This window comes from Sphingobium sp. B2D3C, assembly GCF_025961835.1.
Classification (GTDB): Bacteria; Pseudomonadota; Alphaproteobacteria; order Sphingomonadales; family Sphingomonadaceae; genus Sphingobium.
Window position 1 is genome coordinate 2,762,534 of record NZ_JAOQOK010000001.1, and the last position, 26,130, is coordinate 2,788,663.

The 26,130-nt window shown below is 64.6% G+C and carries 23 protein-coding genes; 17 read left to right on the forward strand and 6 right to left on the reverse strand.

Annotation, left to right across the window (positions count from 1 at the left end):
* Positions 1–4 precede the first annotated feature (4 nt).
* Genes M2339_RS12675 through M2339_RS12715 form a run of 9 tightly spaced genes read left to right on the forward strand, consistent with a single transcriptional unit; the run spans position 5 to position 7,070 of the window.
* Positions 5–1,462, forward strand: coding sequence for an aldehyde dehydrogenase family protein (locus M2339_RS12675; RefSeq protein WP_264586368.1), 1,458 nt, complete (start codon positions 5–7; stop codon positions 1,460–1,462).
* Positions 1,463–1,464: 2 nt separating this feature from the next.
* Positions 1,465–2,283 carry an urease accessory protein UreD gene (locus tag M2339_RS12680; protein WP_264571430.1) on the forward strand — a complete coding sequence of 273 codons (819 nt, stop codon included), beginning with the start codon at positions 1,465–1,467 and terminating at the stop codon, positions 2,281–2,283.
* A gap of 1 nt (position 2,284) precedes the next feature.
* Entirely contained in the window at positions 2,285–2,587 is a 303-nt protein-coding gene (locus tag M2339_RS12685) for an urease subunit gamma (protein ID WP_181560798.1), read from the forward strand.
* A 31-nt stretch (positions 2,588–2,618) separates the two neighbouring features.
* Positions 2,619–2,927, forward strand: coding sequence for an urease subunit beta (locus tag M2339_RS12690; protein ID WP_264588300.1), 309 nt, complete (start codon positions 2,619–2,621; stop codon positions 2,925–2,927).
* The gene (gene ureC / locus M2339_RS12695; RefSeq protein WP_264586367.1) at positions 2,927–4,636 is read left to right on the forward strand and encodes an urease subunit alpha; all 1,710 of its coding nucleotides are present in this window, start codon (positions 2,927–2,929) and stop codon (positions 4,634–4,636) included. Before M2339_RS12690 ends, ureC begins: the two co-directional genes overlap by 1 nt.
* 17 nt (positions 4,637–4,653) lie before the next feature.
* Positions 4,654–5,172 carry an urease accessory protein UreE gene (locus M2339_RS12700; protein WP_264571432.1) on the forward strand — a complete coding sequence of 173 codons (519 nt, stop codon included), beginning with the start codon at positions 4,654–4,656 and terminating at the stop codon, positions 5,170–5,172.
* Positions 5,087–5,860, forward strand: coding sequence for an urease accessory protein UreF (locus M2339_RS12705; protein WP_264586366.1), 774 nt, complete (start codon positions 5,087–5,089; stop codon positions 5,858–5,860). Before M2339_RS12700 ends, M2339_RS12705 begins: the two co-directional genes overlap by 86 nt.
* A gap of 5 nt (positions 5,861–5,865) precedes the next feature.
* The gene (gene ureG / locus M2339_RS12710) at positions 5,866–6,504 is read left to right on the forward strand and encodes an urease accessory protein UreG (protein ID WP_264572313.1); all 639 of its coding nucleotides are present in this window, start codon (positions 5,866–5,868) and stop codon (positions 6,502–6,504) included.
* Positions 6,501–7,070 carry a HupE/UreJ family protein gene (locus M2339_RS12715; protein ID WP_264586365.1) on the forward strand — a complete coding sequence of 190 codons (570 nt, stop codon included), beginning with the start codon at positions 6,501–6,503 and terminating at the stop codon, positions 7,068–7,070. The genes ureG and M2339_RS12715 overlap by 4 nt, the downstream gene beginning before the upstream one ends.
* Positions 7,071–7,084: 14 nt before the next feature.
* Here the strand turns inward: M2339_RS12715 and M2339_RS12720 are convergent, their stop codons facing one another.
* A complete protein-coding gene (locus tag M2339_RS12720) occupies positions 7,085–7,672 on the reverse strand; it encodes a TIGR00730 family Rossman fold protein (RefSeq protein ID WP_264586364.1) in 588 nt (195 codons plus the stop codon).
* A 191-nt stretch (positions 7,673–7,863) separates the two neighbouring features.
* On the opposite strand from M2339_RS12720, the gene M2339_RS12725 reads away from it, so the two are divergent.
* Together M2339_RS12725 and M2339_RS12730 are read left to right on the forward strand one after the other, a co-directional pair.
* Positions 7,864–9,192 carry an aromatic ring-hydroxylating dioxygenase subunit alpha gene (locus tag M2339_RS12725; protein ID WP_264586363.1) on the forward strand — a complete coding sequence of 443 codons (1,329 nt, stop codon included), beginning with the start codon at positions 7,864–7,866 and terminating at the stop codon, positions 9,190–9,192.
* A complete protein-coding gene (locus tag M2339_RS12730) occupies positions 9,189–10,628 on the forward strand; it encodes a glutamine synthetase family protein (protein ID WP_264586362.1) in 1,440 nt (479 codons plus the stop codon). Before M2339_RS12725 ends, M2339_RS12730 begins: the two co-directional genes overlap by 4 nt.
* Before the next feature lie 367 nt (positions 10,629–10,995).
* Here M2339_RS12730 and M2339_RS12735 read toward each other — a convergent pair whose 3' ends face one another.
* The gene (locus M2339_RS12735; RefSeq protein WP_264606377.1) at positions 10,996–11,307 is read right to left on the reverse strand and encodes a hypothetical protein; all 312 of its coding nucleotides are present in this window, start codon (positions 11,305–11,307) and stop codon (positions 10,996–10,998) included.
* Positions 11,308–11,554: 247 nt separating this feature from the next.
* On the opposite strand from M2339_RS12735, the gene M2339_RS12740 reads away from it, so the two are divergent.
* Positions 11,555–12,754 (forward strand): MFS transporter, encoded by a 1,200-nt coding sequence (locus M2339_RS12740; protein ID WP_264586361.1) that lies wholly within the window; start codon positions 11,555–11,557, stop codon positions 12,752–12,754.
* Here M2339_RS12740 and M2339_RS12745 read toward each other — a convergent pair whose 3' ends face one another.
* On the reverse strand, positions 12,755–13,471 hold the full coding sequence (locus tag M2339_RS12745) for an SDR family NAD(P)-dependent oxidoreductase (RefSeq protein ID WP_264586360.1): 717 nt from the start codon (positions 13,469–13,471) through the stop codon (positions 12,755–12,757).
* Positions 13,472–13,602: 131 nt separating this feature from the next.
* Here M2339_RS12745 and M2339_RS12750 point away from each other — a divergent pair, with 131 nt between their 5' ends.
* The 4 genes from M2339_RS12750 to M2339_RS12765 all read left to right on the forward strand — a co-directional run bounded on the left by M2339_RS12750 (position 13,603) and on the right by M2339_RS12765 (position 17,881).
* On the forward strand, positions 13,603–14,418 hold the full coding sequence (locus M2339_RS12750) for a D-glutamate cyclase family protein (protein WP_264606378.1): 816 nt from the start codon (positions 13,603–13,605) through the stop codon (positions 14,416–14,418).
* 5 nt (positions 14,419–14,423) lie between these two features.
* Positions 14,424–15,281 (forward strand): phytanoyl-CoA dioxygenase family protein, encoded by an 858-nt coding sequence (locus M2339_RS12755; protein ID WP_264574204.1) that lies wholly within the window; start codon positions 14,424–14,426, stop codon positions 15,279–15,281.
* Complete coding sequence (locus tag M2339_RS12760; RefSeq protein ID WP_264586358.1) at positions 15,281–16,069, forward strand: SDR family NAD(P)-dependent oxidoreductase; 789 nt, start codon at positions 15,281–15,283, stop codon at positions 16,067–16,069. Before M2339_RS12755 ends, M2339_RS12760 begins: the two co-directional genes overlap by 1 nt.
* Positions 16,070–16,513: 444 nt before the next feature.
* Positions 16,514–17,881, forward strand: a complete 1,368-nt coding sequence (locus M2339_RS12765; RefSeq protein WP_264586357.1) for a lipase family protein — start codon at positions 16,514–16,516, stop codon at positions 17,879–17,881.
* A gap of 319 nt (positions 17,882–18,200) precedes the next feature.
* Here M2339_RS12765 and M2339_RS12770 read toward each other — a convergent pair whose 3' ends face one another.
* On the reverse strand, positions 18,201–20,552 hold the full coding sequence (locus M2339_RS12770; protein WP_264586356.1) for a TonB-dependent receptor: 2,352 nt from the start codon (positions 20,550–20,552) through the stop codon (positions 18,201–18,203).
* Between the two features lie 334 nt (positions 20,553–20,886).
* On the opposite strand from M2339_RS12770, the gene M2339_RS12775 reads away from it, so the two are divergent.
* Positions 20,887–22,341 (forward strand): amidohydrolase family protein, encoded by a 1,455-nt coding sequence (locus M2339_RS12775; protein ID WP_264586355.1) that lies wholly within the window; start codon positions 20,887–20,889, stop codon positions 22,339–22,341.
* Positions 22,342–22,402: 61 nt separating this feature from the next.
* Here the strand turns inward: M2339_RS12775 and M2339_RS12780 are convergent, their stop codons facing one another.
* Together M2339_RS12780 and M2339_RS12785 are read right to left on the reverse strand one after the other, a co-directional pair.
* Complete coding sequence (locus M2339_RS12780; RefSeq protein ID WP_264606379.1) at positions 22,403–23,356, reverse strand: DUF4402 domain-containing protein; 954 nt, start codon at positions 23,354–23,356, stop codon at positions 22,403–22,405.
* A gap of 107 nt (positions 23,357–23,463) precedes the next feature.
* The gene (locus M2339_RS12785) at positions 23,464–26,115 is read right to left on the reverse strand and encodes a hypothetical protein (protein WP_264586353.1); all 2,652 of its coding nucleotides are present in this window, start codon (positions 26,113–26,115) and stop codon (positions 23,464–23,466) included.
* Positions 26,116–26,130 lie beyond the last annotated feature (15 nt).

Below are 26,130 nucleotides of genomic sequence, written 5' to 3' on the forward strand. Positions count from 1 at the left end.
TCGCATGGCGCCGCGCATCGAAAAGCTCCTGATCGACGGCCAGTGGACGGAGGCGAGCGGCGGCGAGACGTTCGAGACGATCAACCCTGCCGACGGCAGCCTGCTGGCTCATATCGCGCGCGGTACGGCGCAGGATGTCGACCGCGCTGTGGCCGCTGCGCGCGCGGCGTTCGAGCAGGCGCCATGGTCGCGCTTCTCTCCTGTCGACCGACAGGCGTTATTGATGCGCCTTGCCGACCTGCTTGAGCGCGACGCCGAGCATTTCGCGCGGCTCGATACACTGGAAATGGGCTCCCCCATCCGCCACACGCGCGGATCGGTGGCGATGCTCGTCGATCTGCTGCGCTATTTCGCCGGCATTGCCCGTTCAATCGAAGGTACGACCAACGCCCCTTCCGATCCCGGCTTGTTCGCCTGTACCATCAAGGAGCCGGTCGGGGTTTGCGGCGCGATCATCCCCTGGAACGGCCCACTCTGGGCTTCCGTGCTCAAGCTTGGTCCAGTGCTCGCGAGTGGCTGCACGCTGGTTCTCAAGCCTGCCGAAGATGCCAGCCTCGCGCCGCTGCGCCTTGCCGAACTGGCGCTGGAAGCCGGCGTGCCGGATGGTGTGTTCAATGTGGTCACCGGCTTCGGCACGGAGGCCGGCGCCGCCCTCGCCACGCATCCCGGCGTCGACAAGATCGCCTTCACCGGATCGGTGGAGACCGGCCAGCAGATCATCCGCGCCTCTGCCGGCAATCTCAAGCGCCTGTCGCTGGAGCTGGGGGGCAAGTCGCCCAACATCGTCTTTGCCGATGCCAATCTCGAAGCCGCAGCGCGGGCCGCAGTCGGTGCCGCCTTTGCCAATTCCGGTCAGGTGTGCAGCGCCGGCACAAGGCTGTTCGTCGAGCGCCCGGTGCATCGCGCGTTCGCCGCCGAGGTCGCGCGCATCGCAGCCGATCTCAAGATCGGCGATGGCCTCGATCCGCAGACCGATCTCGGCCCGCTCGTGTCGGCGCGGCAGCTAAGCCGGGTTTCTACGCATATGGAGGATGCGCTGGCCGAGGGCGCTCAGGCCCTGTCCGGCGGCGCGCGACTTTCCGGCGCGGATTATGATCAGGGCTTTTTCTTCCCGCCCACGGTGCTGGTCAATGCGCATGACGAGATGCGCGCGGTGCGGGAGGAAATTTTCGGCCCCATCCTCGCCACGCTCCCCTTCGATAGCGAGGATGAGGTCATCGCCCGCGCCAATGCGACGCAATTCGGCCTTGGCGCGGGCGTGTGGACGAGCAGCGTCGGCCGTGCGCATCGCCTGTCGCGCGCGCTCAAGGCCGGCTCGGTGTGGGTGAACTGCTATAACCGCATTGATCCTGCCGTGCCCTCCGGGGGCGTCAAGGCCAGCGGTCAGGGCCGGGAATATGGTCGACAGCATGTCGAGGAGCATTTCCAGCTCAAGTCCGTCTGGATCGATACGGCGGTCTGACGGTGCTGCAGGCCGTCCCCTCCTACCTTCGTAGCCATGGGACGCTTTCGCTGCGCTTCGAGCAACGCGCCGGCAAGACGGTGTTGCGCCGCCGGCAGGAGGGCGGCTGCCTGCGTGTGCGCGTGCCGCGCGGCCCGGCAGTCGAGGCGGTGGTCATTAACACATCCGGCGGCCTGTGCGGCGGAGACAGCATCGACCAGCGCGTGGCGTGGGCCGAGGATACCGCATCGCTGCTGACCACGCAGGCCGCCGAGAAGGTCTATGGCAGCACCGGCCCCGCCTGCACCGTTGCCACGCGCCTTCATGTCGGTCCCCGCGCCAGCGCAGAGTGGCTGCCGCAGGAAACCATCCTGTTCGATGGCGCCCGGCTGGAGCGCATGACCGACATCGCATTGGAGGCCGACGCTGCTTTGCTCTGGTGCGAATCCGTCGTGTTCGGCCGCCTCGCACGCGGCGAGCAGTGCTCGACGGGCCAGCTGCTCGATCGCGTTCGGGTCCGCCGCGGCGGCGCGCTGATCTATGCCGATGCTCTGGCCCTTGGCAAGGCGCCGGCTGCCCAGCTCAGTCGCCCGGCGTTGGGCAATGGCGCCCTTGCCAGCGCGGTGCTGCTGGCCATTGGCGGTGATGCGCTCACCCGCCTCGATGCGGTACGGGCCGCGCTGGAGGATCATCCCGATGTGCTGGCCGGCGCAAGCCTGTGGAACGGCATCCTTGCCGTCCGACTGCTCGCTCGGGATCCGCCGGCGCTGCGTCGCTGTCTGGCGGCATCGCTCAAATTGCTGCGGGGCCGGCCCGATCTGCCCGGTCTGTGGAGGTGCTGAGATGCAATTGACACCCAGAGAGAAGGACAAGCTGCTGCTCTCCGTCGCTGCCATGGTGGCGCGGCGGCGGCTGGAGCGCGGGGTGAAGCTCAATTATCCCGAGGCCATCGCCCTGATCAGCGACTTCGTGCTGGAAGGCGCGCGGGACGGCCGCAGCGTCGCCGATCTCATGGAGGCCGGCGCGCACGTTCTCACCCGTGAGCAGGTGATGCCGGGCATCGCCGAGATGATCCCTGATGTGCAGATCGAAGCGACTTTTCCCGACGGCACGAAACTGGTGACAGTCCATGACCCGATCCGCTGACGCCCCGGCCCACCCCCGCGCGCCGGCCGAGATGATTCCCGGCGAACTTCTCCCCGCCGATGGCGAATTGGAGCTGAATGCCGGTCGTCCCATGCTGCGGCTAACCGTCGCCAACACCGGCGACCGACCGGTGCAGGTCGGCAGCCATTATCATTTCGCCGAGACCAACCCGGCGCTCGATTTCGACCGTGCTGCCGCGCGCGGGCACCGGCTGGATATTCCCTCCGGCACGGCCGTGCGCTTCGAGCCCGGGCAGAGCCGCGACGTCGATCTGGTGCCGGTGGCCGGCGCGCGCACGGTCATCGGCTTTCGGCAGGACGTGATGGGAGCACTGGACTGATGGCATATCGCATGACCCGCGCGGCCTATGCCGACATGTATGGCCCCACCACCGGCGATCGCCTGCGCCTCGCCGATACCGATCTTATCATCCGCATCGAACACGACCTCACCGACTATGGCGAGGAGGTAAAGTTCGGCGGCGGCAAGGTCATCCGCGATGGCATGGGCCAGAGCCAGGTCACCCGCGCTTCCGGGGCGGCCGATACCGTCATCACCAATGCCGTGGTGCTGGACTGGACCGGCATCTACAAGGCGGACATCGCGCTGCGCGATGGGCGCATCGCCGCCATAGGCAAGGCCGGCAATCCGGACATCCAGCCGGGCGTCGATATCGTCATCGGCCCTGGCACGGAGATCATTGCAGGTGAGGGCAAGATCCTCACCGCTGGCGGCGTCGATGCCCATATTCACTTCATCTGCCCGCAGCAGGTGGAGGAGGCTATCGCCAGCGGCGTCACCACCATGATCGGCGGCGGCACCGGCCCGGCGACCGGCACAAACGCCACCACCTGCACCCCCGGCCCCTGGCATATCGAGCGGATGCTGATGGCCGCCGAGGGCTTGCCGGTGAACCTCGGCTTTGCCGGCAAGGGCAATGCCAGCCAGCCCGATGGCCTCATTGAGCAGATCCGCGCCGGCGCCTGCGCACTGAAGCTGCATGAGGACTGGGGCACCACGCCTGCGGCGATCGACTGCTGCCTGAGCGTCGCGGATGCGATGGACATTCAGGTCATGATCCACACCGACACGCTTAACGAGAGCGGATTCGTAGAGGATACGATCGCCGCCTTCGCCGGGCGCACGATCCACGCCTTCCACACCGAGGGTGCAGGCGGCGGCCACGCGCCGGACATCATCCGCCTCGCCGGGTTGGCGCATGTGATCCCGTCGTCAACGAACCCGACCATGCCCTTCACGGTCAACACCATCGACGAGCATCTCGACATGCTGATGGTGTGCCATCATCTCGATCCGTCGATCCCGGAGGACCTCGCCTTTGCCGAGAGCCGGATTCGCAAGGAGACGATTGCGGCCGAGGACATCCTGCACGACCTCGGCGCGCTTTCGATCATCTCGTCGGACAGTCAGGCGATGGGCCGCGTGGGCGAGGTCATTACCCGCACCTGGCAGACCGCGCACAAGATGAAACGCCAGCGCGGTCCGCTTACCGGCGACGATGCGCAGGCGGACAACGCACGGGCGAAGCGCTATGTCGCCAAATACACCATCAACCCCGCGCTGGCGCAGGGCCTCGCGCATGAGGTCGGCTCGGTCGAGGTCGGCAAGCTGGCCGATTTGGTGCTGTGGCATCCGGCGTTCTTTGGCGCCAAGCCGGAGCTGGTGATCAAGGGCGGCATGATCGTCCATGCGATGATGGGCGATGCCAATGCCTCCATTCCCACGCCGCAGCCCGTTCATGCCCGGCCGATGTTCGGCAGCTATGGCCGCGCCATGGCGGCGAGTTGCATCACCTTCGTGAGCGCCGCCGCGCTTGAGACCGATCCTGCCGCACGCCTCGGTCTCTCGCGGACGCTCAGCGCGGTGCGCGCCACCCGCAGCATCGGCAAGCGCGACATGAAGCTCAACGACGCGCTGCCGCATATCGAGGTCAATCCCGAGACCTATGAGGTACGGGCGGATGGCGAATTGCTGGCCTGCGAGCCTGCGTACGAGTTGCCCCTCGCCCAACGCTACTTCCTCTATTGAAAGGGTCGGGACGCAATATGCTCCGTATCACCGCCATCCAGCCCGGCCACAGCCATGACGCCACCGACACAGTGCTGCTCGATCATGACCAGCGCCGCCGCCGCCGCATCGTCTATCGTACGCAGGCTGGCCGCGCGATCCTGCTCGATCAGCCCAATGTCGTCCATCTGCGCCATGGCGATGGGCTGCTGCTGGACGATGGCACGCTTGTCGCCGTCAAGGCACTCCCCGAGCGACTCACCGCCATCACCGCCCCGGACCTCCCCGCGCTGGTGCGCATCGCCTGGCATCTGGGCAACCGCCATCTGCCGACCCAACTCGATGGCGAACGGCTGCTGATCCGCGAGGATCATGTCATCGCGCATATGGTCGAGGGGCTGGGTGGCACGTGCCAGGCGGTCGAAGCCGCGTTCGATCCCGAAGGTGGCGCCTATGAGGGTGCGCCCGGCCATGCTCACGCCCACGATCACGGTCGCGATCATCACAGTCACGGGGATCACCACCACGACCATCACCATCATCACCGCCATGGATGACGGCGCGCTCTTCGATCTGCTGAGCTGGATGTCGCCCGCCTGGCCCATCGGCGCCTTTGCGCATTCGGGCGGCATCGAGTGGGCGGTTGAGGCGGGGCATGTCATCAGCCGCGACACCACCGTCGCGTGGATCGGCGACTTACTGGAGCACGGCCCGCTGTTCAACGAGGCGATATTCTTCCTCCACGCCCTTCGCGCCGCGCAGGCCAGCGATGCAGCGCGGCTGACCGAGGTGGCCGAACTGGCGGTTGCCGCCCAGAGCGGCTTCGAGCGCCATCTGGAAACGACGGCGCAAGGTGCGGCCTTTCGCCGCATCGCGCTGCAGTCGACGCAGCCTTCCGCCTTTGCATCGCTGATCGCCCATGTGCCGGATGGCGCGCTCGCCTATCCGGTAGCGGCGGGCTGTCTGTTCGGCTGCCAGGGCATATCGGAGAGGCAAGGTCTTGTGGCCTATCTCCATGGCTGCGCCGCCAATCTCGTTTCCGCCGCCCAGCGGCTCGTGCCGCTCGGTCAGACCGATGGCCAGCAAGCCCTGCTTGCCCTGCGCGAGCCGATCCGTGCGCTGGCAGCGGAGGTGATGGCGCTGCCCGACAGCGATCCCTTCCTCGCCCTGCGCGGCTGCACGCTCGTCGCCGAGATCGGCTGCATGGCGCATGAAACCCAATATACGAGGTTGTTCAGGACATGACGACAATGGAACAGGATGGCGCCATGCAGGCGCAGACCACCGGCGCCCTGCGCGTCGGCATTGGCGGGCCGGTTGGCTCGGGCAAGACGGCGCTGATGGACGCGCTCTGTAAATCGCTGCGCGAGCGCTATCGGATCGCCGCCATCACCAACGACATCTACACGCGCGAGGATGCCGAGTTCCTCACCCGCGCCGGCTCGCTGGAGCCTGAACGCATTCTTGGCGTCGAGACCGGGGGCTGCCCGCATACCGCGATCCGCGAGGATGCTTCGATGAACCTGGCGGCGGTGGACACGCTGGAAAAGCGCTTCCCGGGCCTGCAACTGGTGCTGATCGAGAGCGGCGGTGACAATCTTGCCGCCACCTTCAGTCCCGAGCTGGCGGACCTGACGATCTACGTCATCGACGTGTCGGCGGGCGACAAGATTCCACGCAAGGGCGGGCCGGGCATCACGCGCTCGGACCTGCTCGTGATCAACAAAATCGATCTCGCGCCCCATGTCGGTGCCAGCCTTGAGGTGATGGACCGGGATGCGCGCAAGATGCGCGGACAGCGCCCGTTCGTCTTCGCCAATGTGCGGGCCGGCCAGGGCGTCGCGGAGATCGAGGCATTCATCATCGAACATGGAGGGCTGAACGGATGATCAGACATTTCAAAACGGCGCTCGTCGCCATGATCGCGCTGATGCTGCCGGCGGCGGCACAGGCACATCCCGGCCATGAGGTCGCCAGTCCGCTGGTCTCGGGCCTGCTGCATCCCCTCACCGGCGCCGATCACCTCGTCGCGATGGTCATGGTCGGACTGTGGGGCGGCATGTTGGCGGGCCGCGCGAAATGGGCCGCACCTGCCGCCTTCGTGGGCGCGATGGTGATCGGCTTTGGCTATGCGCTGCTCGGCCAACCAGCCGGCCTTGCCGAAGGCGGCATTCTGCTCTCCATCCTCCTGCTTGGTCTGGCGCTGGCCCTTCGACTGAAGGTCTCATGGGCTGTCGCGGCGGCAGTGACGGGTGCTTTCGGCTTTGTGCACGGCATGGCGCATGGTCTCGAGGCTCCGGCTGGGGACGTCGCCACATTCGCGTTCGGCTTTATCGGGGCGACGGCCGCGCTGCACGCGCTGGGCGTCGTGATCGGAAGCCGCGTTCCCGTACAGGCCTTGCGGGCGATGGGTACGGTGGGCGCCGGTTTCGCGGTGTTCCTGCTCGCGGCCTGATCGCGCTCAGGCGATCAGAGCCACTTCGGCACGTCGGGCTTTTCGAAGGCGATGAGGGCGTCGATCAGCGCGTCCGGCTCGCCTTCGACGACGATGCCGTCGCGATGCTCGGGCGGGAGGAATTTCTGCCCGATCATCGTGTCGATAAAGGTCATGAACGGCTCGTGGAAGCCGCCGACATTGTAGAGGCCGACCGGCTTGTCGATCTCGCCAAGCTGGTTGAGCGTCCAGGCCTCCATGAACTCCTCCAGCGTGCCGATGCCGCCCGGCAGGGCGATACAGGCATCCGCGACGCTGAGCATCCGCTCCTTGCGGATACCCATCGACTCCACGATCTCGTGCAGGGAGAGACTGGGGTGCAGGTGCCCCCGATCGAACAGCCGCTGGTTGATCACGCCGTGGACATGGCCGCCGCCCGCCAGCGCGGCATCGGCCAGGATGCCCATCAACCCTTTGTGCGTGCCGCCATAGACGATCCCGATGCCCCGCCGCGCCAGCGCTGCGCCCAGATCGGCCGCCGCGCGTTCATAGGTGTCACCAAGGCCCGGATTGGATCCGCAGAAGACGGCAACGGTACGGATGTCGCGCTTTGGCTGGCTCATTGATGTGCTCGCATGTTCGAATGGTCGATGCGCGAGCCTATGTTTCGAAATCCGTCACGGCAAGCGCTGATGGGTTCTGATTCCAGCAACGCAGCGGGCGCCAGTCGGCAACACGCGCGCGCGAGCGGTTGAGGCAGAACGGACGTCATCAGGGCACCAGCACCGCACAGACGACCCACGGGAAGCCAAGCATGACACCAGCACAAAATGATCTCATCACCCTGAGCGGCAAGGGTACGCCGCTCGGCGCACTCCTGCGCCGCTACTGGCAGCCCATCGCATTGCTGGAGGAGCTGGAAGGGCCGCGGCCCGCCAAGGCCGTAAAGGTGCTGGGGCAGGACATGGTGCTGTTCCGCGACGAGCAGGGCCGCCTCGGCCTGCTCGATCGCGATTGCCCGCATCGCGGCGCCGATCTCGCCTTCGGGCGGCTGGAAGATGGCGGCCTGCGCTGCCTGTTCCATGGCTGGCTGTTCGATGTCGATGGCAACTGCATCCAGACCCCCGGCGAGCCGGCCGGCTCCAGCCTGTGCAGCCGCGTCAAGCAGCGCAGCTACCCGGTGGTCGAGCGTGCTGGTATGATCTTCGGCTTTCTGGGCGAGGGCGATGCGCCGGCCTTCCCCGGCCTGGATTGCTTCGCCGCGCCGGACAGCCATGTCTTTGCCTTCAAAGGCTATCTGGATTGCAACTGGCTGCAGGCGCTGGAGGTCGGTGTCGACCCGGCTCATGCCAGCTTCCTCCACCGTTTCTTCGAGGACGAGGAGGCGGACGCTTATGGCAAGCAGTTCCGCGGCCGCTCGGCAGACAGCGACCTCACCATGATCCAGGTGCTGCGCGAGTTCGAAAACCCGGACATCACGATTACCAAGACGGATATCGGCTTCCGCCTCACCGCCTTGCGCTCGCTGCCCGAGGGCAAGACGCATGTGCGCATCACCAACCTGTTCTTTCCGCAGGCCTTCGTCATCCCGCTTTCGGAGACGATGACGATCACGCAATGGCATGTGCCGATCGATGATCACAGTTGCTACTGGTACGCCGCCTTCACCAGCTTCACCGATGCGGTGAACAAGGAAGAGATGCGCCGGCAGCGGCTCACGCTTTATGAGCTGCCGGACTACAAGCCCCGCCTCAATCGCCAGAACGACTATGGCTATGACGTGGTGGAGCAGCGCAGCCGCACCTATACGGGCATGGGCGAGGACATCAACGTGCACGACCAGTGGGCGGTGGAGTCCATGGGCCGCATCCAGGATCGCACCCGCGAGCATCTCGGCACCACGGACAAGGGTATCGTCGCCTATCGCACCATGCTCATCCGCGAGATCGGCAAGCTGCAGAAGGGCGAGCGCCCCCTGCTCGATCTGACAGCGGAGGAAGCGCAGCAGGTGCGTGATCCGGGCACCGTGGATGGCGTCGCACCCGCCGGAGCGGATTTGGAGGCCTACTGGCGTGAGGTGGACCGCCGCCGCCGCGATGCCGCACCCTGGGCCTCCCAGCCGGCTCCTGTTTCCGCAGAATGAGCGACTTCATCGCCACCCACGGCCTGTGGAGCGACGAGGCCCGTCGCCAGGCCGCCGATGTCCTCAGGCGCGTTGAAGCCGACGGGATCAACACCGTCCGTCTCGTCTTTGCAGACATGCACGGGATCACCCGCGGCAAGACATTGCTCGCCGGTTCGCTCGCAGGCGCCTTCGAGGATGGCTGCGCGATCACCTCGACGCTGCTGCTCAAGGATACCTCGCACCGCACCGTCGTGCCGGTCTTCGCCGCCGGCGCCGGGATTGGCGATGCCGATCTGCAGGGCGGCGGCGATGTCATCATGGTGCCCGATCCGGCAACCTTCCGCGTTCTGCCCTGGGCACCCGGCACCGGCTGGATGCTGTGCGATCTCTATCATCATGATGGTCGCCCGGTCGTCGCCTCCACCCGCCGGCTTGCCCGCGCGGCGGTGGACCGGCTGGCGGCGCGCGGCTTTGAATATGTGAGCGGGCTCGAAGTGGAATTCTACCTCACCCGGCTGGAAGACGCGGCGCTCGCGCTGGGTGATGCCGGCCAGCCCGGCCGCCCCCCGCAGGTCTCGTTGCTCCATCAGGGCTATGCGTATCTCACCGAGCAGCGTTACGATCAGGTCGAGCCAATCGTCGAGATCCTGCGCGAAAACTGCCTCGCGCTCGGCCTGCCGCTGCATTCACTGGAAGTGGAGTTCGGCCCCAGCCAATGCGAGTTCGTCTTCAAGGCGGGCACCGGCATTGGCCCGGCGGACGACATGATTCTTTTCCGCAGCGCCGCCAAGCAGATCGCCCGGCGCCATGGCTATCATGTCAGCTTCATGTGTCGCCCCCAATTGCCCGAGGCGATGGCGAGCGGCTGGCATCTCCACCAGTCCTTGCGCAATATCCGCACCGGCGAGAACGCCTTCGCGCCCTCCGACGGGTCGGATGGCCTTTCCGGCGTTGGCCAGCAATTCCTCGCCGGGCTGCTCGCCGGCGCAGCTGGGGCCGCGCCCTTCTCCACCCCCACCATCAATGGCTACAAGCGCTACCGGCCCAACAGCCTTGCCCCCGATCGCGTGGCCTGGGCGGAGGACAATCGCGGCGCCATGCTGCGCGTGCTCGCCAGAGGCGCCGCCAAGCTGCGCCGTATCGAGAACCGCGTGGGCGAGCCGGCCGCCAATCCCTATCTCTACCTCGCCTCTCAGATGGTCACCGGCCTTGCCGGAATCGAGGACGGCATGGATCTGCCCCCGCCGGTGGACTCACCCTATGCTGCGCAGGTCGAAAAACTCCCCCAGACGCTCGACGCCGCGCTCGACCGGCTGGACACAGACCCCCTCCTGCGCGCCGCCTTCGGCAATGATTTCGTCGACCACTTCCTCCTCATCAAACGCGCCGAAGTCGCCCGCTACAACCAGACCGTGACGGACTGGGAACATCGCGAGTATTTCGACCTGTTTTGAGAGGGGGAAGCGGATCGACGGGACGGTATCCCTGCCGTCTATGCGTGAAACAGGCCGCCTGAAAAGCGTTCCTCGCAATGCACGTCCGGGTTTGCGAAACAAACCAAAAGGCGGAAACAGCTGGGTTCCCGCAGGAATGGTCTCTTGCCGATCTTCACCGTTCGTGCCGAGTAGAATCCGAGTATCGGCGCAGGCGCGTATCGAAGCATCGCAGAGCAGGGGCTGGTCCTTTGATACCTCGCTTCGACAGGCTCAGCCGCTACTCAGGCCCCCGGAATGCCGTCACTATGTTTGCCGTGTCCGATCAGCCCGCTTTTAAGCGTTCATGGGGAGCGGCGCCCGGCAAGTTTGAGATGGTTAAAGGACCTCACTGAACCGTCGGCTGATGCTTGATAACATGATGCAAAATGGGCAGGTAACCTTGGTCATCTAAAAGCCCGCTAGAACTGCCGATGATGGTTGGGGCGCTACATCGGGGGCATCTGGCCGTCCAACGCCTCACTCGATTCTGCTTCTCGGGAACAGTCCATTCATCAAGCCATTCACGGACTTCGCTTACATCAAATGTTGCGCAGCAGGAGAAGCAGCCAGCGTATTTGCTCGCTTCGACCTCGCGGCGGTTGCCAACGCTGTGTGCGACTGCTTCCGCCACAAGTTTTGCATCTGCGCTCTGCTTCATCGGAATACCATCGCGGAAATGACGAACGTCAGCAATGCCGTCGTTTCTGGACAGGCGGGTCTCCCGCCATACTTCTAATGAGGCGGCATCCGCCCGTCTCCTCCCATTCACCGGCCAAGCCGCAGCCCGCCAAAAAATGTGAACACCTCGGTGCAGATTGCGAACCCGGCTTGTGGGCACCGGGCGGCTCCTTATCCTGCCTTCTCATGCCGGAGCGCTCATCCGGCCGCATGATGAGGAACTGCCGATGCTGCCGCCGCGAACGCAAGGAAACTGGAGCACCATAGCGCTGGTCTATCTCATCGGCCTGATGAGCATGGCGCTGGTCGGCATTCTCTCTCCGCTGGCGCTGCGCATTACCGAGGCGATGGATGCGCCCGCTGCCGCGATTGGCCTCACCATTGCGCTCTTCTCCCTGCCCGCGACGATCGTGGCGACGGTGGGCGGCGGCATTGTCGATCGCCTTGGTCCGCGCCTGGTGCTGCTGCTCACCTCGCCGGTCTTCGTGCTGGCGGACGTAATCCTGTGGTTCGCGCAGGATATCTGGCTGTTCAACCTGGGCGTGCTGATGGCAGGCGTGGGATATCTCGGCATCCTGAACGGCGGCGCGGCGATGCTGATGGGCTCGCTGGAGGGCGGCACGCGCACCCGTGCGCTCACCTTGTGGTCTACTTATGCGCCGACCGGCTTTTCGCTCGGGCTGCTGATGGCAGCGCCATTCACCACCAGTGACAGCTGGCGGCTGGCGATTGCCTTCCACGGCGCGATCATGCTCGGATGCACTGCGCTGGCCTTCATCCTCCCGCATGTCGCGGCAATCCGCAAGGAAGGGCAGAATGGGCGTGAGAAGCTGGCTGCCCTGTTTGCCGGCCTGCGCCGTCCGCCGATTCTGATGCTCGGCTTTGCCATGGCGATGCCGGCGATGATCTCCTACGGCACCAGCCTTGCCGCGCCGACTTATCTGGCAAAGGTGCATGGCGTCTCGCTTGCCGCGTCTGCGAGCATCGTGGCCATTGCCAAGATCGCCGCGGTGCTGCTCGGCGGCACGATTACCGGTGCGCTGCTCTCGCGGGATTTCCCGATGCGGCGGCTGCTCGGCATCGTCGTGGTCATCGGTATCGTCGCGCAGATCGCTTTGTTCCTGCCGTCCAGCCCGATGATCATCGCCATTGCAGGATTGATGGCTTGGCTATTTACTTATGGCGCCGCCACCGGAATCTGCATGGCGACTATGCCGGCGCTCGCGACCGGAACGGTCGGCGGCGGTACAGTGGCAGGTTCGGTCAACCAGTTCGTGTCGCTGGCCTCGTTCCTCACCCCCACCGTCTATTTCGCGCTGACGCACTGGTCAGGCTATGTCGGCGTCGCGATCGTCGGCCTGCTGGTCTGCTTCATTGCGTTGCCCCGCGTACCGACGGCGCCCAAAGCGGCCGCGTCGGCGGCTTGATCAGACCGCCGTGTCGCCGCCGTCCACCGGCAGGATGGCCCCGGTGAGATAACTGGCGGCGGGTGACGCGAGGAAGCAGACCAGCGCCGCGGCCTCCTGCGCTGAACCATGCCGCCGCAGTGGAATCCGCGCCTCGATCTGCGCGCGCTCATCGGCGGCATTTTCCCGCGTGGTCCAGTATGCGTCAGTCAGCGGTGTATCGAGCCAGCCTGGCAGCACCGCATTCACGCGGATGCCGTCCGGCCCCAGTTCGGCAGCCAGGCTGCGCACCAGCCCCGCAACACCGGCCTTGGTTGCCTGATAGCCATGGGTGAAGGGTTGCCCGCGCAGTGTCGCGGTGGATGAGAGCAGGGTGATGCTCGCATTGGCCGATTGGCGCAGCTCCGAAAGCGCCGCTTGCACCGCGAGGAAAGGCAGGCGCAGGTTGATCGCTGCCGCCCGGTCCCACATCGCCGCGGTCCAGCGTTCGATGGGTGCACTCTCCATGGCGCTGGCGGCGATCACCAGCGCATCGAGCGTGGGGAGGTGGGCGAGCGCTTGCGCGACGGCGTAGGCTGGAGCCTCAGGGTCGGCGAGGTCGATGGCGACGTAGGGATAGACACCGTCAGGCGCCGCTCCTTCATCCGCCAGCGCCACCTGATGTCCAGCCCGCGCAAATTCCCCTGCAATCGTGCCGCCCAGTCCGCGCGTGCCGCCGATGATCATCATGCCCGCCATATCTGCGCACTCCCGCAACCGAAAGGCGCAGCCAAGCACGGCCGCGCGGTGCCGCCCATGGCCGGATCGGCAACGGGGGAGGCATCAAAAAGCAACTCTCGGCAACGCCCCGCGCGCGTAAAAGAGCAAATATGACCCAAGCCCTCTCCGCAGGGGCGTCCACGCCCGCATTCGACCGCGCCGATCCGCGCGCCGTGCGGCGTGCGATCCGCGCGGGGGCATTCACCGATTTCACCAACCACGTCGCGCGCGACTTCATGCAGGGCAATCTTGTCGCCGTCCCGGCGGCCTATGCGGAGGATTTCGAGGCCTATTGCCGCGCCAACGCCCAAGCGCTGCCGATCCTCGGCCGCAGCGAGCCGGGCGTCCGTGCGATCCCCGCGCTCGCCGACGATCTCGACATCGCCCGCGATACCGGCGGCTATATGGTGTTCCGCGATGGCGAGTTGGTCGAGACCCCGCGCGATGCCTCTGCCGTCTGGGCGGACGATCTCGTCGCCTTCGTGCTTGGCTGCTCCTTCTCCTTCGAAGCCATTCTTCAGCGCGCCGGCGTGCGTCTGCGCCACCTCGATGAGGGCAATGTCTCGGCCATGTACGAGACGGCTCGCGAGACGACCCCCGTCGGCCCGTTCGGTGGGAAGCTCATTGTCTCCATGCGCGTGCTCAGCCCCGCCGATGCCATCCGCGCGACGCTGCTCAGCGCCCGCTATCCGCAATTCCATGGCGCGCCGGTTTCGCTCGGTCTGCCTGGCGATCTGGGGATCGCCGATCTTTCGCACAGCTATGGCGGCCACGGCCTCACGACCCTGAACCCCGGCGAGTTGCCGGTCTTCTGGGCGTGCGGCGCGACGGGCCAGAATGCCGTGCGCAACGCCCGTCTGCCGCTCTGCATCACGCACCACAAGGCGCACATGGTCGTCACAGACCTGCCGCTCCCCAAGGACTGACCCTCATGAACATCGATCAGATCGTCTCCGATTATTACGAAAACGGCTATGTCGTCCTGCCCGGCCTGCTGGCGGGTCCGGTGCTGGACAATCTGCGCGCGCTCACCGACCGCGTCGCCGCCAAGGCGGAGACGGTGGAGGCCGATGACGCCTGGTTCGATTTCGACACGGACGTTCAGGGCAACCGCACCATCCAGCGGATCAAGAAGCCCAACCGCATCGACCCCTATTATGCCGAGCAGGCGGGCAATGCGGATATTCTGGCGGTCCTCACCCGCATCATCGGCGCGAACGTGCGCCTCTCGCACACCAAGATCAACATGAAGTCCGCCAATGGCGGCGCCGCGCTGGAGTGGCACCAGGACTGGGCCTTCGCGCCGCACACCAACATGTCGACCTGCGTCGCCTCGGTGATGCTGGATGGCGCCAATGCCTCCAACGGCGCGATGCAAGTCATCCCCGGCAGCCACAAGGGGCCGCTGCTCGATCATCATGACGAGGAGGGCTATTTCTGCGGCGCGGTCGATCCAGCGGCCTTCGACATGACGAAGGCTGTATTGCTGGAAGGTCCGCCCGGAACCGTCAGCTTCCATCATCCGATGACGCTGCACGGCTCGAGCGTGAATCGCTCGGGCGATCCGCGCCGCATCCTCTTCTATGAATATGCCGCCAGCGATGCCTTCCCGCTCTTCTACAAGGTGGATTGGGACGAGTATGAATCGCGCCTCGTCTGCGGCCCCTCGACGCGAGAAGTGCGCTTCGAGCAGAATTATGTGCGCCTGCCCTTCCCTTCGCGCGCGGGCAGCTCGATCTACAAGATTCAGGCCGGCTCGAAGCGCAAATTCTTCGCGGACGCGCAGTGATGGCGGGCAGAACCCCCATCGCTTTCGTCACCGGTGCCAGTGCGGGCACGGGGCGGGAGATCGCGCTGGCGCTGGGCGCGCAGGGCTATGATGTCGCGATGGTCGCGCGGCGCACCGCCGCCATGGAGGAAGTCGCCGAGCAGATCCGCGCGAATGGCCGCCGAGCGCTGGTGCTGACCGCAGACGTGCGCGATGCGCCCGCGCTGGAGGCCGCTCTCGATAGCTTCCTAGGCTGGTCGCAAGGCGTAGTGGACGTCATCGTCAATGCCGCCGGCCACACCGGCCCGCTGTCACCGCCCATCGGCGAGTTTGGCATCGAAGAGTTCGACAGCACCATCGCCACCAATTTGCGGGCACCGTTCATCGTCATGAGCCGCCTGCTGCCGGTGATGCGCGCAGCAGGGCATGGGCGCATCGTCAATATCGGCGGCAATCACGGCATGCGCGGCCGGGCCGGCCGCTCCAGCTACTCCGCCTCCAAATGGGGCCTGCGCGGCCTCACCCGCAGCGCCGCGCTGGAGGCCGGGCCCGATGGCGTCACGGTCAATTATATCGCCCCCGGCCCCATCGCCGTACCGCGCATGAAGGCCAATTGGCGCGCCATGGCAGAGCTGAAAGGCCTTTCCGAAGAAGAGGCCCTGCGCGCCTATGTGGCGGACATGGGCATCCCCCTTAACCGCCCGAGCGAAATGGCGGACGTCGTCGCCATGGTGCTTTACCTCGTCGGCGACGGCGGCCGCAACGTGACCGGTCAGGAACTGGTCGTGGACGGAGGCGCGACGCTTTGAGGCTTGGACCATCCGATCAATCGATGATGCAGTGAGTCCAGTTTATCGATCATCCCGGCAGCGCTTTTGCAAGACTGAGTTCCAAACCGGACTGGACGCCCCGCCGTTCGTCCTGAGTAGCAGCTGAGCTTGTCGAAGCGGCGTATCGAAGGACCGCTACGTGCGCTGCGATGCTTCAATACGGCTCCTCGATACGCACCTGCGGCGCTGCTCAGACCCTACTCAGCACGAACGGGGAAGAACGGCAAAGAGCGCTCCCAACGACTTTTAGTGATAGCGCTAGCGTTCCGCGAGACCCAATAGCGGACAACCGGTCAGGCAAGGATTTGTCCGCGTCGGGCCAACCCCGTTGCCCCACCAGCACCTCCCCGGTGCCACAATCCCCCCGCGACACTATCCCGCAACAGGTTAGAACGGCAGGATGCACAAGGAGTGACTCCGCCGATGATGACCCGCCCCCTGCGCCCTGCGCGCTCGCACCGATTAGATCGATTGGCCCGCCTTGCGCTGTGGTCCGTACTGCCTCTGGTGGCGCTGGCCGGGCCGGCAATGGGACAGGAGGCTGCGCCCGCGCCTGAACACACGGCGCAGCACACTGCCAGCCCGGTTGATCTGGGCGATATCGATGGCGATGGCGGCGTTTCAGCTTTCTATCAATGGACCGGCGAAATCCCCGCACCTGGCCAGATGCTGCGGCAAGAGCCGTTGCCGGCGGACCGCAGGCAGCCGGAAAGCGGCCAAGCACTGCGCATTCTCTATTCCTCTACCAGCGGCGTGGGAGATCAAGGGCCGATCGTCGTTTCGGGCATGCTATTCCTGCCCAAGGGAAGCGCACCGAAGGGCGGTTGGCCGCTCGTCTCGTGGGCGCATGGCACGACCGGTTTTGCCGATGTCTGCGCGCCCTCGTGGAATGGCACGTCGCTGCGCGATCAGGGCTATCTGCAGCGCTGGCTGGAGGCGGGCTTTGCCGTCGTCGCGACCGACTATGAAGGGTTGGGGGCAGATGGCGTCCATCCCTATCTCATCTGGCGATCCGAAGGGCATGCCGTGCTGGACGCCGCCCGCGCCGCCTCCGCCGCTTATCCCGCTGTGCTGTCGCGCCGTGTGGTACTCGTCGGTCAGTCGCAAGGTTCGGGCGCGGCGATTGGCTCTGCCTATCTGGCAAAGAGCTATGCGCCACAGCTAGACCTGCTCGGCACCGTCGCGACCGGCCTCGTCATGACCTTCGATACGCCGGAGGCCGCCGGGCAGGCCGCAAAGGGCGAGAAGATGACCGATCCCCGTGCGATGGACCCGGGCTTTGCCATGCTGCGCATCGCCGGCACAGATCGCGCGCTCAATCCCGATCTTGATCCGGCCGATTTCGTCACGTCCGCGGGCTATCCGCTGCTGCGCCTTTCGCGGCACGGCTGCCTGCGCGACCTGATGGCCAAGGCGGAGGAGATGGGGCTCAAGGACGGGCAGACGGTCTTCACAGCGGATCTCGCGCCGCTCGACAGCAAGATGGACGCCGCCTTCGCCTTTACCGATGGGCGCATCCCCGGCCCGCTGTTCGTCGGCACCGGCCTTGCCGACGACATGGCCGGCACGCAGGGACAGTATAACGCCGTGCGCGCCATGTGCGCGGCGGGGACGCAGGTCCATTGGCACACCTATCCGGGTGAGGACCACAGCACCGCCGTCACGGTTTCGGCTGCCGACTCGATCCCCTTCGCGCAGAATCTGCTCAAGGGCCATGTGCCAGCCTCTAACTGCGCAAGCATCCAGCACCCCGGGCCAGTCCAGCAGCGCAAAGGCGCTTATATCGACTGAGCGGCGGGCGACTTCATAAGCCCTTTTTCCGGCGCGCGAGCGCGCTTTTGCGCGTGATTACTGCGCGCGCAATTCCGCGTAACTCCTACCCTTCGCCCCCTCCAGTCAAGGAGAGGCGTTGGGAAGGACAGTCGCGCGCCGGAACCGCCTCGGCTATACATCGCGTCCCGCCATTTCTGCCAAGCAGGCGCCCAGGGCCTACGCCGATCAAGTCGGCCCACGACTTTCGCGCATAACAAAGCAGAACGGCGGAAGCATCGCTGCTCCCGCCGTCCGCGCGACCCGAAGGACTATTTGCCCTTCGTCTCAAATCCTGTCGTCAGTAGCGATACTGGAACGTCAGACCCACCGTGCGCGGGCGGTAGGTCTGGTTGTAGTAGAGCGGCGAGCCTACCGAGTCGTGATTGCGTGCCAGCAGGTCGTTCGAGTTCAGCAGATTGTCGACGAAGACGGAAAGGTCCACGCCGCTGAACCGCGCGCCGGCACGGGCCGAGACGAAGTTGCGGCCGGGCAGTTCGGTCAGGCCGGCATCATAGCCATAGGTGCCTGGCACCGCGCCGCGGAAAGTGTGGCTGGCGAAGGAATATTCGCCACGCACATAGCCGTCCACACCTGCGCTGAGCTCCCGTTCGTAGCTGCCATAGACGCGGCCGGTCCAGGCCGGTCCGCCGATGTGCTGCCCGTCGGCCTTGAGCACCAGCCCATTGCCGCCGAGCACGTCGCTGTCATAGGTCAGATCGACATAGGCCACGTTGCCGCCGATGTTCAGGCCGCGGGCCGCGCGCAAATCCAGCGAGAGTTCGCCGCCCTTACCCGTGGCGTTGCCGAGATTGTAGATGAAGGAGAAGGCGCAGGTCGGCAAACGCACGGACTGCTGGATGTTCTTCCACTTCATCACATAGGCACTGGCACCGATCTGGAGCGCACCGCCGAACAGCGAGTTCTTGGTGCCTGCCTGATAGGACCAGAGGTTATCCGACTCATAGGCTGTCGGGCTCTCGGTCAGGCCGAGCGTGGCAAGATCGCCCGTGCACAGGTCGCTGACGATCTTCGCCTGAGCACCACCGGGGCGGAAACCCTTGGTCGCCGAGGCATAGATCATGTTGTTGGGCGCGAACTTGTAGGAGATGCCGAAGTTCGGCGTCCACGCGTGTTCCTTCATGCTGGCCGTCGTGACGGTGCGCACGCCCCGTGAGGTCGGACCATCGGTGATGTTGGTGAAGTCGAAATCAACATGGCTGTAGCGGATCGCGGCGGTCAGCGTCAGCTTGTCGGTCGGCTTGAAGTCCAGGCTTGCGTAGCCGGCGATCTGTTCGTCCTTGGCATCGACCAGGTTCACATAGCTGTAGACGCCTTGATATTGCTGGAAGCCGTTCACCAGAACGCCAGGAATACGTCCAGAGCCAGTGTAGTTGGCGAATTCCTGTTTGCTCTTCGAGTAATAGACGCCGGCCGTCCAGTCGAGCAGCGCATTCTCATAGGACTGCAGACGCGCTTCCTGAACGAAGTTCTTCTGACGCATGTTCAGGTATACGCCCATGTTGTTCAGGTCCTTGTTGGCGTAGGTGCCGAAAGGACTGCCCGAGCGCAGGACCGAGAAATAAGTCGCGTAGTTCAGCGTCTGCTTCTGCTTGCGATCGAAGTAGGACGTGTTGGTGATCAGGTCGATATTGGGCGCAACTTCCCATTCGACCTTCAGGGCCGGTAGGTAGAAGGTGTCCGTGCTCGGCTCGAGGGCGTAGACGCCGCTGTGATAATCATTTTCTGCGGCCAGGCCGTAGCCTTCCCAGAAGTCATCGCGCGAGCGGGTGTGGACGCGCTGATAATAGAAGCTCGGGGTGATGGTGAGCGTCTCGGTCGGCTTCATGCCCAAAGCGGCACGGAAGACCGCTGCGTTGCCGGAATTGATGTCCTTGGCTTTCACCACGTCAGTGCCGTGCACGACCTGATCGATGTAGCCGCCCGTGTCCTGATACCAGCCGCTGAGGCGGAAGGCGACCTTGTCGCTGATCGGCGCTCCGAAAGCGAGACCGGCCTCGTAGCTGGGCGAGCCCTCCTGCGTGAAGGAAACCTGCGCGCGGCTGTAAATTTTAAGCGAGTCATAGTTCGGTTCCGGCGTGATGAAGCGCACCGCGCCACCCTGCGCACTTGCGCCAAACAGGGTGCCCTGCGGGCCGTACAAAACCTCGACACGGTCGAGATCGAAAATCCGAGGATAAGGGTTGCCGCCATAATAGCCAACGTTGCGGATCTGGATCGGCGTTTCGTCGATGTAGATCGCGGTGGTGGCAGAGCCGACGTCCGAGGAAAGACCGCGGATCGCGATGTTGCTGCCATTATTGGCGGTAGAACCGGCGCTCGACGTGAAGTTCAGCGCAGGAGTCAGGCGGGAGAGGTCGTCGATCGTGCGCACGCCCTGCTGGTCCATCAGCCGCTTGTCATAGCTGGTGATCGAGAGCGGAACCTCATTGATTGCCTGTTCGCGCCGCGTTGCGGTGACGACGATGACGCCCTGATCGTCAGCCGCATCCGCTGCGGCAGCATCGGTGGCGTCAGCAGCATGGGCCGTGCCGATGCATGTCGCCAGCGCAGCGACTGCGCAGGATATGGAAAGGGCACTGAATGTGCGCCCGCTTCGCGTCGACCCGATTTCGTTCTTGATGAGAGACATGACTCCGACCCCTTTTTCTCGATACTTGCGAGTAACCTCTCTTGCGCCACGCACCGTCCAGATGTCCTCGCGTGTAACCTCCCTGCTGTTGACCAGCATTTCTGGGCAACGCGTTCCCCGGCGCACGCACATCAAGACAAAGTTTTGCCCGCTGCACCATTGCAAGAAGCGAACCGACCTGTTGCTAAATGTGTAAGAGGAGCGCCCGGCGTTGTTGCAAGCGGCGTCGAGCGATCTCTTTTTTGCACCGCCTGGAGCGCCCAGGCGCTTTAGAGTGATGGCAGATCAAGGCCGTTGGGTTTTGGGTGAGCACAGGCAGAATGGGAAACCCGTCATGACACTGCGGACACTGCTGGCGGGACGCGTCCTTGTGGATGCGCAAGGCACGCTGCTCGGACCAAGTCGGATCAGCATAGGCACCGACGGACGGATCTTGACGGTCGAGCCGGTGCCCGCGGAGTCGTTAAGTCCGGAGGAGGCCGGGCGCCTGATCATTCCCGCACTGTCCAACGCGCATGATCATGGCAGAGGCCTTCGGACCCTCGCCTTTGGCGCGCCCGATCAATCTCTGGAAAGCTGGTTGCCCGACCTGCGCCGCCACCCTCGAGTCGATCCCTGGCTCAACGCTGTCGTGGCGCTCGGCAGGATCGCGTTGAGCGGTGTCGCCGCCGTCAACCATTGCCACAATACGCAGGACGGGCGCGCCTTGCTCGCTGAGGCGGAGGCTGTGTCGCGGGCCGCGCGCGATGTGGGAATCCGTGTCGGGTTTGGCTGGCCATTCTTTGACAGAAACCCCCAAGTCTACGGCGATCTGGGCCGTCTCGCCGCTTTCTATCCTGAAGAACAGCGCGCGGGAATTCTCGCTGCCGCTGATGGAATGCGAGATTGTACCACGAATTTCTCATGGTTCGAGCAGGCGAAGGCACTCGAGCACGACTATTTCACGCTTCAGTACCATCCGGTGGCGCCGCAATGGACAAAACCCGAGACGCTCGAGGCGATCGCCCGTGCATCAGCAGCGGATGGACGACGGGTGCACACACATATGTTGGAAACCGAGCTTCAACGGGATTGGTCGCGGGCCAATTGCCCGGGGGGTGTCGTGAGCTGGCTAGACAGCCTGGGCCTGCTCAATGAGCAGCTCACTGTCGCACATGCAATCTGGCTCGATGATCGCGACATCGCGCTACTCGCCGAACGCGGCGTCATCGTGAGCGTCAACCTTTCCTCCAATCTGCGTCTCCGGTCGGGCATGCCTCAGATCGGCCGTCTGCTCGATGCTGGCGTGCGTGTCGCGTTCGGGCTGGATGGCATGGCCCTGGACGACGACGAGGACATGCTTCGGGAGCTGAGGCTGGCATGGCATGTGGGCGCTCGCGAGACGAAGTGGGGCATGGGCCGCGACCCCGGCTCAATCCTGAAAGGCGTTTTCGACTGGGGGAGGCAGTCTATCCTCGGCGCTGCTTCGACGCCCGCCCATGCGGTCGCAGCAGGCCAGGATGCGGATCTTTTGATCCTTCGCTTCGGCGTTCTGGCAGCCGATTGCATCATGCCTGATCCCGATCCTGTCCGCCTTGTGCTCGGACGGGCCAGAGCCGAGCATGTCGAATGCCTGCTCATCGGCGGTCGCTCCGTCGTTCAGGGAGGGCAATGCACCGGGATCGATCTGCGCGCACTAGAAGCGCGCCTCGTCGAGGAAGCGCGAGACGCCTTCGCCCGGTCACCGGCGTCTGAGCGAGACATCGCGCAGGCAAAGTCGGCCATAGGGCGCTACTATTGCTGCGAATAGATACGTCGATGCTGGTTCAAGCGAGCCCTGCGGCAGCTTCCGAGGCGCAACAGGACGCTCGTCAATTATAGCTCACCGTAACGGCAAAGCTGCCGGCGTAATCTCCCGAGGCTGTGCTACTCGGCACCGTGAGAGTGCCCCCTACGCCCAACGTGAGGGAGCCCGATGTATTCAGCGTCTGTGCGCCGCTGGCGGATGGCGAAAGTGTGACACTGAGCGTGCCCCCGCCGCTCCCGCTCATTGTCAGGCTGCCCGGCGTTGTGACCGTGATTGCCGTGCTTGCCTGTCCGCCAATAGAAAACTGCGCGCGACCGCTGGTGAGGCCGGGAAGCAGGACGGGGCTTCCCGTTCCGATGGACCGGGCGCCATTCACGTTGCTGATCGAAACAGTGCCGCTGCCGCTCGCAGGCGGCCGGATCGCGCCGAACGCCAGATCGCTGCTCTTGGTGAGGGTCAGCGACTTGCGAATGGTCGCGATTGCGTTTCGGGAAAGCGAGGATGCGGAGGGGATTGTCGGCGATTTCGCGACGCCCACGCCCCATGAGGCTGACGCGCTCGTACTGGTAGAGGCATTATCGCCAAGAATCGGCAGGGTCATTCCAACGAGGAAGGTGCGGCTGCTCGTTGAGGAGAAGCCGGTGAGGGGAAAGGTGATCGAGCCATCGGGATTCGTGGTGACAGCCCCCACCGTTCCAGTGCCGGAAGCCACAATGAAGTTTTTGACTGCCTGAGCCCGGCCACTGATCGTCGTCAGCGAAAAGAGGCGGACGAGCGCCGTCGCGCTCGTGCACGCGCTGCCGCCCGAGCACCGGATGGTAACGGTCGCGGCCGACTTGGTCCCCGAAGCGATATTTCCGCCGCTGCCCGCCGCCGAGGAGACCGCGCCGCTCGTCGTCATGGCGAAGTCGGTGTTGCCGCTCGTCGCCGCAGCGACGTTGCCGAAGTTCGGCGTGTTCGTTGTGATAGTGTTGACTGTGAAGGACTGGGCCAACGCCGGCCCTTGTGGAAGCGCCACCCAGAGCATTGCCGCACAAGTCGCTGCCAGTGTGCGCAGCCGCCGCACCGGCGCCGGCTGCCTGGTGGGCCAAGCGCTGCGCGCCGCCCCAGATGCGGTCGCATGTCTCAATGCCTTGTCCCTTCGAAAATGACGGTTGCGTTCGCGTCCGGAGCCATGCCTCCCGCTTCCGGAATGGTGACGGAGACCGGCGCGGCCATGGCCATGCCCAGCCGCCCGGCCTGCTCGCGATCGAGTTGCAGATCATAGGTGCCAGGAGGCAGGCTCTCGAAATAAATGCTGCCGTCGAACTCGGAAACCGCCTCCTTCCGCATACCATCCTTGCCCACAAGCGCAGCGCGCACGGACGACAGGCCAACAAGCTTGCCAGTCGGTTGCCGCAAGACGATATGAACAAGCGCTTCCCCTACAGGCTTGAACGGATAAGCCAGCACCGCCACCTTGCCCCGGACGGGCGCAAATTCCACAATTTGGGGCGGGACGGCGACATAGGGCAAATCCACATCATCCAACCCAATCGTGACTCGGGCGGAGGGGCCATATCCCAGGCCCGTCACCAGCGCTCGGCCGTTCCCGTCGGTGACCTCCTCCCTGGTCCCGCCTTTCAGCTTGAGCCCGGATACAGGCAATTCGCCCGGATCTCGTCGGCCGTTGCCATCGGAATCGAAGAAACTTTCGAACGCCAGATTCCCACCCGATGCCGCTCCGGAGCGCCGCACAGCATAGCGCCCGCTCAACGGATTGGGTGCCAGACTGAAGCTTAGCTGGATGCCGACGCTCCAGTCCCCTCGGGGTCTGGAATAATCCGCGCTGAAGGTAAGATCGGCTATCGGCAAGCGGACACTCAATCCCGCTTCCGCCGTCGTATCCCAGGTCGTTACAAATGATTGTCCGGCCGCGAGCCGCAGGGAGGAGCCTTCTCCCACGCTTCGGTCGACAGCCAGGTTGAAGGATCGGGCCTGAAGAGAGGGCTGCACATCATAGTCAAAGCCGCCCCGAACTTGCCATTCATAGCCCGGATTGAAAGAAGCCGAGACATTTCCGGTCAATCGGTTTTGAGCCCCTGGCCCGGTCACGCGGTTATAATCCCAGCTGGCCGAGACCAGCGCACGGGCAACGGGAAGCGACATGTTCAATGTCCCATACACGGCGCTCTGTCCGTCCACATAGGCGTCTTGACCGATCCGCAAGGCCACCGGAATGATCGAGCGGTTTCCGGCCTTCAAGCCAAAGTCGAAAGTTGCTTCGGTTCCAGATCGCAGAGCGCGCCCGTCACCACCATGGGGGGCGGCGTCATCGACAAAGCCATTTCGGAATTCGGCGCGTCGTATCGTCGATGCGATCCCGAACGGCTTCCCCGCGACGCCCACAACAGCAGCATATCCGCTCAGACTGTCTCGCGCTGCATCGCCCTGAACAGCCAGGCCGAATACCGAACCTCGCACGCCGGCCGAGAGGAGGAAGCGCGCGGCATCCTGCGTGGACGAATAGCGCGCGAGACCGACCGCGCCTGTCCAGCTTTCGGAAAAGCCGTACAGCACATTCAGCGTACCGACGAGCAGCCCAGCGCCCACGGATGGCTCCTGCGAGCCCTCGAAGCCAACGAGGGTCTTGCCCTGCTCGCCAATGCCAAAGTCGATAATCAGTTCTCCGGGAGCGGCCTGTCCACTGCCGACGGAAATGACCCGGGTGGTCTCAGTGCGGCTACCATTGGGGCCATAATCCACAATCCGGATGACGTTGAGGCCACGAACCAGGGGGACATCGTCGAATTCATAGCGTCCTTCGACCGCCGTCGACTGCGCACCGCTCAGAATGTCGTTCACATAGATCTGGACGTCATGCCCACGCGGGAGTTCGCCGCGAATATCGACACGTTCGAAGATGCTCGCCTGCTCCAAAGGCCGGGTTGAAAACGCAAAGCCACGCGCGGCAACACTTCTGGGGCCCAGTGCGAGGGCCGGCAGGAATGTATCGCCCAAGGAAGCACTGGTCGCCTGCAGGGGGCCCAGCAAGCCACCCTTCGGCTCACGCCGCTCAAGAAGCAACCGCGCCAGAGCTGGCTTCCCACGATCGTCGGACGCGAGATAACCTTGAAATCCGGCGTTCAAGAATGCGGCCGAAGCCCGCACGTCGAACCGCCTTTGAAAGGGTTGCCCCCGCGTATCGGAACCCACATCCGTGGTTACATCGAAGGCGGGAAAAGACAGCATGCCAGCTGGCGCCGCCACCGAAAGAACCGGCTCCAGGACAGCGCCAGAACGTGCGATGTTATTTCCCTGCGCCATCCGCTCAGCCCGCATCTGAACGGGCAGCTTCTCTCGGGCCTCCAGATTGAGCGTCAATTCCGACACATCCAATGTCATTCGCACCGGGAGCAGCCGTTCCATCAGGGAAACGGTCAGGTAGATGTCGCCGCTGTCTTGCAGCGCGTCACCCGGCTTCAGAATGATGCGCGCCGTGCCCGCCCGCGCCTCACCCAACGCAATATCAAGGAAGATGGACTGGCGAGCCTGGCCCACCTGCCCCGTCAATCTCCCATCTGCCGGTGAAACCTGAACATCCAGATCGAGAAGGCGCGTCAGCGCGCCGACGGGGATGAGAACGATATCGTCGCCCACCTGAAGTGCGGGAAGCGCATCCGATAAAGATGCCCGGTCAAGGACAACCTCAAGCAGCAAAAGTTGATTATCGTCAGCGGCCAGTTCGCCGCTGTCCGCCCAAAGAGGAGTAGGCTGAGCAGTGGCGATCATGAGCATCAGTCCAATCCACAG